This is a genomic window from Rathayibacter rubneri, from assembly GCF_023743255.1.
GTDB lineage: Bacteria > Actinomycetota > Actinomycetes > Actinomycetales > Microbacteriaceae > Rathayibacter > Rathayibacter rubneri.
In genome coordinates this window covers 57325-63593 of record NZ_JAMRYM010000009.1, presented here as the reverse complement: position 1 = coordinate 63593, position 6269 = coordinate 57325, and the positions used below count along the sequence as shown (strand labels likewise).

Below are 6269 nucleotides of genomic sequence, written 5' to 3'. Positions count from 1 at the left end.
GTGCGGGAGGGGTGGTGCGGGTGCGAGGGGCGGGACCGGGGTCAGCCCTTGACGCTTCCGGCGCTCAGGCCCGACTGCCAGAAGCGCTGGAGGAACAGGAAGATCACGACGATCGGGACGATCGTGATCAGGGAGCCGGTGATGACGAGGTTGTAGATCGGCTCGGCCGAGACGCCGCTGGCCTGCGAGCTCCACTGGTTGAGGCCGACCGTGAGCGGGTACCAGGCGGGGTCGCTGAGCATGATCAGGGGCAGGAAGTAGTTGTTCCAGGTCGCGACCACCGAGAAGAGCGCGACGGTCACGACTCCGGGGGTCAGCAGCTTGAGCGAGATGGTGAAGAACGTCCTCATCTCGGTCGCCCCGTCCAGCCGCGCCGCCTCGAGCAGCTCGGTCGGCACGGAGTCGATCGTGTAGACCCAGACCAGATACAGCCCGAACGGGGTGATGAGCGAGGGCAGGATGATCGCCCACGGCGTGTTCGTGAGCCCGAGCTGGCTGAAGAGCAGGAACGTCGGCACCGCGAGAGCCGTGCCCGGCACGGCGACGGCTCCGAGGACCACCGCGAAGTAGGCCTTCTTGCCCGGGAAGCGGAACTTCGCCAGACCGTAGCCGCCGAGGGTGGCGAGCAGGGTCGCTCCGCCCGCGCCGACGACCACGTAGAGCAGCGTGTTGCCGAGCCAGCGGAGGAAGATGCCGTCGTCGTAGGCGAAGGTCGCGGCGATGTTCTCGCCCAGCACGAAGCTGTCGCCGAAGCCGAGTCCGAACGAGCTGAACAGGTCGGCCTGCGTCTTGGACGCGTTGATGACGAGCCACAGCAGCGGGACGAGCGCGTAGAGGAGGAACGCCAGCATCACCAGCGTCAGCGCGACGGACTTGCGAGGCCGGCTGATCGATCCGGCGCGGCGGACCCGCGGGTTCAGGGTGCGCAGGGTGGTGCTCACTGGTCTTCCTTCCGGCTGCCGCGCAGCTGCACGACGTAGGCGATCGTGGCGGTGATGACGCCCATGACGATGGCGACCGTGGCCGCGGTGTTGAACTGCTGGCCGGCGAACGAGAGGTTGTAGGCGTACATGTTCGGCGTGAAGTAGGACGAGATCACGTTCTCGGCCAGGGGCTTCAGCACGTTGGGCTCGTTGAAGAGCTGGAAGCTGCCGATGATCGAGAAGATCGTGGCGATGACGATCGCGCCGCGGGCGGCGGGCAGCTTGATCGCGGTGATGACCTGGACGCCGCGGGCCCCGTCGATCTCGGCCGCCTCGTACAGCTCGGCGGGGATCGTCTTCAGTGCCGAGTAGAAGATCAGCATGTTGTAGCCGATGTACTCCCAGGTCACGATGTTGCCGATCGAGGCGAGGATCCACGGCCCGGAGAGCGGTCGCAGCACCTCGGCCCCGAGCAGGTCGTTGATGTTGGCGGTGAGCCCGAAGTTGTTGCCGTAGAGGAAGCCCCAGATCAGCACGGCGACGACGGCCGGCACCGCGTAGGGCAGGAAGATCACCATCCGGAACAGCCCCGACGCGTAGAGCCGTGCGCTGTCGATCGCGAGGGCCGCGATCAGCGAGAGGAGGAGCATGACCGGCACCTGCACGAGCAGCACGAGCACGACACGGACGAAGCCGTCCCAGAACTGCGGGTCCGACAGGACCGCGACGTAGTTGTCGAGGCCGACGAAGCTGTTGCCGCCGATGATCCGGTTCTGGAACAGGCTCAGCCAGAGCGCGTAGGCCAGCGGGGCGAGGAACACGAGCACGAACACGGCGGCGAACGGGCCGACGAACTGCCAGCCGCGCCAGTCGCGCTGCGCGCGCGAGGGCTTCGGGGGCGAGGGCTCCCGTCGCGTGTCGGTCCTCGCGAGGCGCTCCATCATGGTGGTCATCGGCCGGTCTCCTCTGCCTCGGTGCGGAGCACCCGGACGTCCCAGGGCTCCAGGTCGACGCTCGTGCCGGCGGCGAGCTCCGCTCCCGAGAGCGCGTCGACCGCCGCTCGCCGCAGCGTCGCGGTGCGGGGGGTCCAGCCCCAGTTGAAGACGAAGGTGAACCGCGATCCGGAGGCGGTGCCCGAGGACACCGTCACCGCCCGGCCCTCCGCCGTGACGACGGCGTCGGGTTCCGGCAGCGCGAAGCGCGCCAGCTCGCGGGCGAGCTCCGGATCCGGGACCGTCCCGACGACCGTGATGTCGCCGCGGCCGTAGCGGGCGGTCGTCGCGGCGGGGAAGGCGCCGAAGCGCGGGTGCTCGTAGGTCGCGAGCGTCACCGCGCCCGCCGAGCGGAGCCCGTCGATCCACAGGGTGGCGTGCGCCTCGGACGGCAGCGGCAGGGCGGCGGAGCCGGTCACGCGGACCGGCGTGCTCACGCTGCTGAACTCCTCGTAGCCGACCTGCGCCGGACCCGCGAGGCGCGCGGGAGCCCGCTCGACGCGGGCGCGCGCCTCGTCGTCGCCGTAGGCGGTGCGCGGGCCGAGGACGAGGTGCCCGCCCAGGGCCGCGTACTCGCGCAGCAGCTCGAGGTCGTCGTCGGTGCAGACGTAGAGCCCGGCGGCGACGATCACGGGGAAGCGGTGCGCGAGCTCGGCGGCTCCGAGATCGCGCGCCTGCTCGAGGTGGAGGAAACGGGACTGCCCGCCGGCGTCGACGATCCCCCGCGAGAAGGAGTCGACGATCCGCTCGTAGGACTCCTCGTCGGGCCCGCCGTCGCGGCTCAGCGGAGGCATGAACTGCAGCGCGTACCGGCTCGAGGTCGACCAGAGCACGGCGGCGTCCGCATCCGGCTCGTAGCCGTCGAGGGCGTCGCCGAGGGTGGCGAGGTCGCGGCCGATCGCGGCGACCTCCTCGTAGACGCGGCCGGGGACGAGGCTGTGGGGGAGGACTCCGCCCCAGTAGGTCTCGGCGCCGAAGGGCAGCGTGTGCCAGTGCCAGTACTCGATCATCGCGGCACCGCGCGAGACGAACGCGAGGGCCGACTGGCGCAGCTGGCCCGGGTAGGGCGGGAGGTTGTTGTCGGCGGTGTCGATCGCCTGCGCGTTCGTCTCGGTGACCAGGTAGCGCTGCTGGCGGGAGGCGTAGAGCCGGTCGGCCTGGCGGAGCAGGCCCGGGACTCCGGACGTGGTCCAGTAGTTCGGGTGCTCGTGCTCGACGCCGATCTCGAGGTGGTCCTGCATGCCGTAGTAGGGGTTGCCGGCGGCGATGTCGAGCGCCTCGAACACCGCGCGCTCGTCGACGCCGCGGCGCGGGTACTGGAGGCAGGTGGTCACGAACTGGTCCTCGCGCGAGTACTCGCGGACGATGCCGGCCTGCCACGAGATGAAGTCGGTGGTGACCGCCGACTGGTACCGGCGCCAGGCGAGGTCGTACTGCGGGAAGGTGTTCCCGTCGGGACGCCAGAGCTCGCTCCAGTCGTCGATGCGGTGCGACCAGTAGGTGAGCCCCCACTCGCGGTTGAGGGTCTCGACGTCGCCGTACTGCTCGCGGAGGCTGCGCACGAAGCCGGTGAACACGCCGTGGTTGTGCAGGAGCTCCAGACCCGGCTCGTTGTCGACCTGGTAGCCGATGATCGCGGGGTGCGCGGCGTAGCGGCCGACGATGCGGCGGATCACGCGCTCGGCGTGGAAGCGGAACGCGGGGTGCGAGTAGTCGACCTCCTGGCGGGCGCCCCAGGCGATGCGCTCGCCCGTGCGCCGCTCGCCGGCGATCTCGGGGTGCGCGGTCTGCAGCCACGGCGGCACCGCGTAGGTGGGGGTGCCGAGGATCACGCGGATGCCGCGCTCGTGCGCCGCGTCCAGCACCCGCTGCATCCACTCGAGCTCGAAACGGCCGTCGCTGGGCTCCCAGGTCGACCAGACGGACTCGCCCACCCGGATGACCGTGATGTCCGCCGCCACCATCAGATCGAGGTCCTCGATCAGGCGGTCCGAGACGTGGTACTCGGGGTAGTAGGCGACGCCGAGCAGGGTCTGCGGCGGGAGGGACTGCGGGGCGGCGGTCATGACGTGAAGCACTCCATCGTGGTGAACTGTTCTCGATAACAGTTGGCAGGAGCGATTGTGATCGACAACATTGAGAAAAGCAAGACCGATCCGAGGAGGAGCCCATGACGAGCGACCCCGCGCCGACGACCGGCACGATCTACGACGTCGCCCGGGCGGCGGGCGTCTCGCACGCCTCGGTGAGCCGCTATATGCGCGGTCTCGACATGCGCGCCTCGACGAAGGAGAAGATCGAGGCCGCCCTGACCACCGTCCGCTACCGGCCCAATCTCACGGCGCGCGCGCTGATCTCGGGACGGTCGATGCGGATCGGCGCCCTGACGCACGCGGTGGACCAGGTCGGGCCGAACCGCATCATCCAGGCCGCGACGACGGCGGCGCGCGAGGCGGGGTACCTCCTCGACGTCGTGACCCTCGACATGGCCGACACGGCGGAGGTGCAGAGCGCGCTCCAGCTGCTGACCCGGCACGATCTCGCGGGCCTGCTGGCGTTCGCCTCGACGGACAGCGTGCGGGACGTGCTCGAGCACACGGGCTTCGGGGTGCCGGTGGTCATCGCCGCGGAGGCGGAGTCGGACGGCGAGGGGTCCGACTCCGGGATCGGCGCGCTCGTGGACCACCTCGTCGGGCTCGGCCACGAGGAGTTCGTGCACATCGCGGGCCCCGCGACCTGGTCGGCCGCGAGGAACCGGCTGCGCGCCGTGCACGCCGCGCTCGAGCGCCACGGCCTGCCGCCGGCGCGGATCCTGCACGGGGACTGGTCGGCGCGCTCGGGCCACGAGGCGATCGCCGCGCTCGAGGAGCTGCCGACGGCGATCCTCGCGGCCAACGATCAGATGGCACTCGGCGCGCTGCACGCCCTCGACGCCCGCGGTGTCCGGGTGCCCGCCGACGTCAGCGTGACCGGGGTCGACGACACTCCCGAGGCCGCGTACTTCACGCCCGCCCTGACCACCGTGCAGCTGGACTTCGACGCTCAGGGGCGGGAGGCGCTCCTGGCGCTGCTGGCGAGGATCGACGATCCGGCCGCGGAGTTCGGTGCCGAGGGGCCGCGGCCGACGCTCGTGCTCCGCTCCTCCTCCGGTCCGGCGCGCCGACGGGAGTCGTAGCGGGTCAGCGGGGAGCGGGTCCGGAGGAGCGGCGCGGCACGAGCTCGGCGGCGAGCGTCACGTGCGGCGCCGCGTCGGTCCCGTCGATCAGGGCCAGCAGCTCGGCCAGTGCCGAGCGGCCCTGGCCGAGGAAATCGACGCGGAGCGTCGTCAGCGGCGGGCCGACGTACGCGGCCTCGGGGATGTCGTCGACGCCGGTGACGCTGACGTCCTCGGGCACCCGCAGCCCGCGGTCGGTGAGGGCGAGGATCGCTCCGAGCGCCATCTGGTCGTTCGCCGCCACGATCGCGGTCGCGCGGACCTCGGGCAGGGCCCGGACGAGCTCGTAGCCGGAGCGCGCCGACCAGTCGCCCTCGAGCACGCCGGTCGAGTGCAGGCCGTGCTGTGCGACGGCGGCCTCGTAGGCCCTGCGCCGGTTTCGGGCGGCCGACCACGTGGGCGGGCCGGCCAGGTGCAGGATCTCGCGGTGCCCGAGGCCGGCGAGGTGGGCGACGAGGGCCGGGAACCCCTGGGTTGTCAGCTGCGACGGCGAACGGGTGTCGTCGTCGTCCTCCTCGACGGCGAGGTGCGCCGGGACGCGGAAGCGGGTGGTGCGGAACGCGTGCGTCATCTCGTCGGTCGACGCGAGGGCGAGGACGCCCGCGAGCTCGTGCTGCGTGACGAGGTCGAGCGCCTCCTCGATCGCGGTCGGACTGCCCATGTCGAGCGAGACGATGTCGAGCACGTAGCCGGCCTCGCGGGCGGCGGTGCTCGCCCCCTGCAGGATCTTGCTCGGCCCGACCTGATCGATCTCGTGGGTCAGGGCGCCGATGCGGTGGGAGCGGCGGGCGCGCAGCGAGCGCGCCGTGAGGTTGGGTCGGTAGTCGAGCTCGGCGAGGGCCGCCTCGACGCGCGAGCGCGTGGCGGGGCGGATGCCCTCGAAGCCCTGCAGGAACCGGGTCACGGTCTGGTGCGAGACTCCGGCGACGCGTGCCACGTCGTAGATCGTCGCCTGGCGACCGGACGTGCGCGCGGGTGCCGATTCCTCCGTCATGGACTTCCCCCTCCGCCGTCGGCCCTCGGGCCGATGCCGAACCAGTGTGGCGCGAAGGCTTGCGCTCACCCGCGCTGTTGTCGATAACATCGACGAAAGCCGCGGGAAGTGATCGACAACATCGCGCGGCAGAGGGACTCAGGGCG

At 71.3% G+C, this 6269-nt stretch carries 5 protein-coding genes; 1 reads left to right on the top strand and 4 read right to left on the bottom strand.

All coding sequences use genetic code 11. From position 1 onward, the window contains the following. Positions 1-41: 41 nt before the first annotated feature. The 3 genes from NB037_RS04510 to NB037_RS04500 form a co-directional block, all read right to left on the bottom strand. Positions 42-851, bottom strand: a complete 810-nt coding sequence (locus NB037_RS04510) for a carbohydrate ABC transporter permease (protein ID WP_251944126.1) — start codon at positions 849-851, stop codon at positions 42-44. An 86-nt stretch (positions 852-937) separates the two neighbouring features. Then, the gene (locus NB037_RS04505; RefSeq protein WP_372490697.1) at positions 938-1876 is read right to left on the bottom strand and encodes a carbohydrate ABC transporter permease; all 939 of its coding nucleotides are present in this window, start codon (positions 1874-1876) and stop codon (positions 938-940) included. Further along, positions 1873-3981, bottom strand: a complete 2109-nt coding sequence (locus tag NB037_RS04500) for a beta-galactosidase (RefSeq protein ID WP_251944123.1) — start codon at positions 3979-3981, stop codon at positions 1873-1875. Before NB037_RS04500 ends, NB037_RS04505 begins: the two co-directional genes overlap by 4 nt. A gap of 104 nt (positions 3982-4085) precedes the next feature. Between NB037_RS04500 and NB037_RS04495 the strand changes: the two genes are divergently transcribed. Further along, complete coding sequence (locus NB037_RS04495; RefSeq protein ID WP_251944122.1) at positions 4086-5090, top strand: LacI family DNA-binding transcriptional regulator; 1005 nt, start codon at positions 4086-4088, stop codon at positions 5088-5090. Between the two features lie 4 nt (positions 5091-5094). Here NB037_RS04495 and NB037_RS04490 read toward each other — a convergent pair whose 3' ends face one another. Next, complete coding sequence (locus NB037_RS04490) at positions 5095-6123, bottom strand: LacI family DNA-binding transcriptional regulator (protein WP_251944121.1); 1029 nt, start codon at positions 6121-6123, stop codon at positions 5095-5097. Positions 6124-6269 lie beyond the last annotated feature (146 nt).

Bases quoted from the DNA above. Each gene is read 5' to 3' on its own strand.
- NB037_RS04510 (WP_251944126.1), bottom strand. From the start codon at position 851: ATGCTGGCGTTCCTCCTCTACGCGCTCGTCCCGCTGCTGTGGCTCGTC.
- NB037_RS04505 (WP_372490697.1), bottom strand. From the start codon at position 1,876: ATGACCACCATGATGGAGCGCCTCGCGAGGACCGACACGCGACGGGAG.
- NB037_RS04500 (WP_251944123.1), bottom strand. From the start codon at position 3,981: ATGACCGCCGCCCCGCAGTCCCTCCCGCCGCAGACCCTGCTCGGCGTC.
- NB037_RS04495 (WP_251944122.1), top strand. From the start codon at position 4,086: ATGACGAGCGACCCCGCGCCGACGACCGGCACGATCTACGACGTCGCC.
- NB037_RS04490 (WP_251944121.1), bottom strand. From the start codon at position 6,123: ATGACGGAGGAATCGGCACCCGCGCGCACGTCCGGTCGCCAGGCGACG.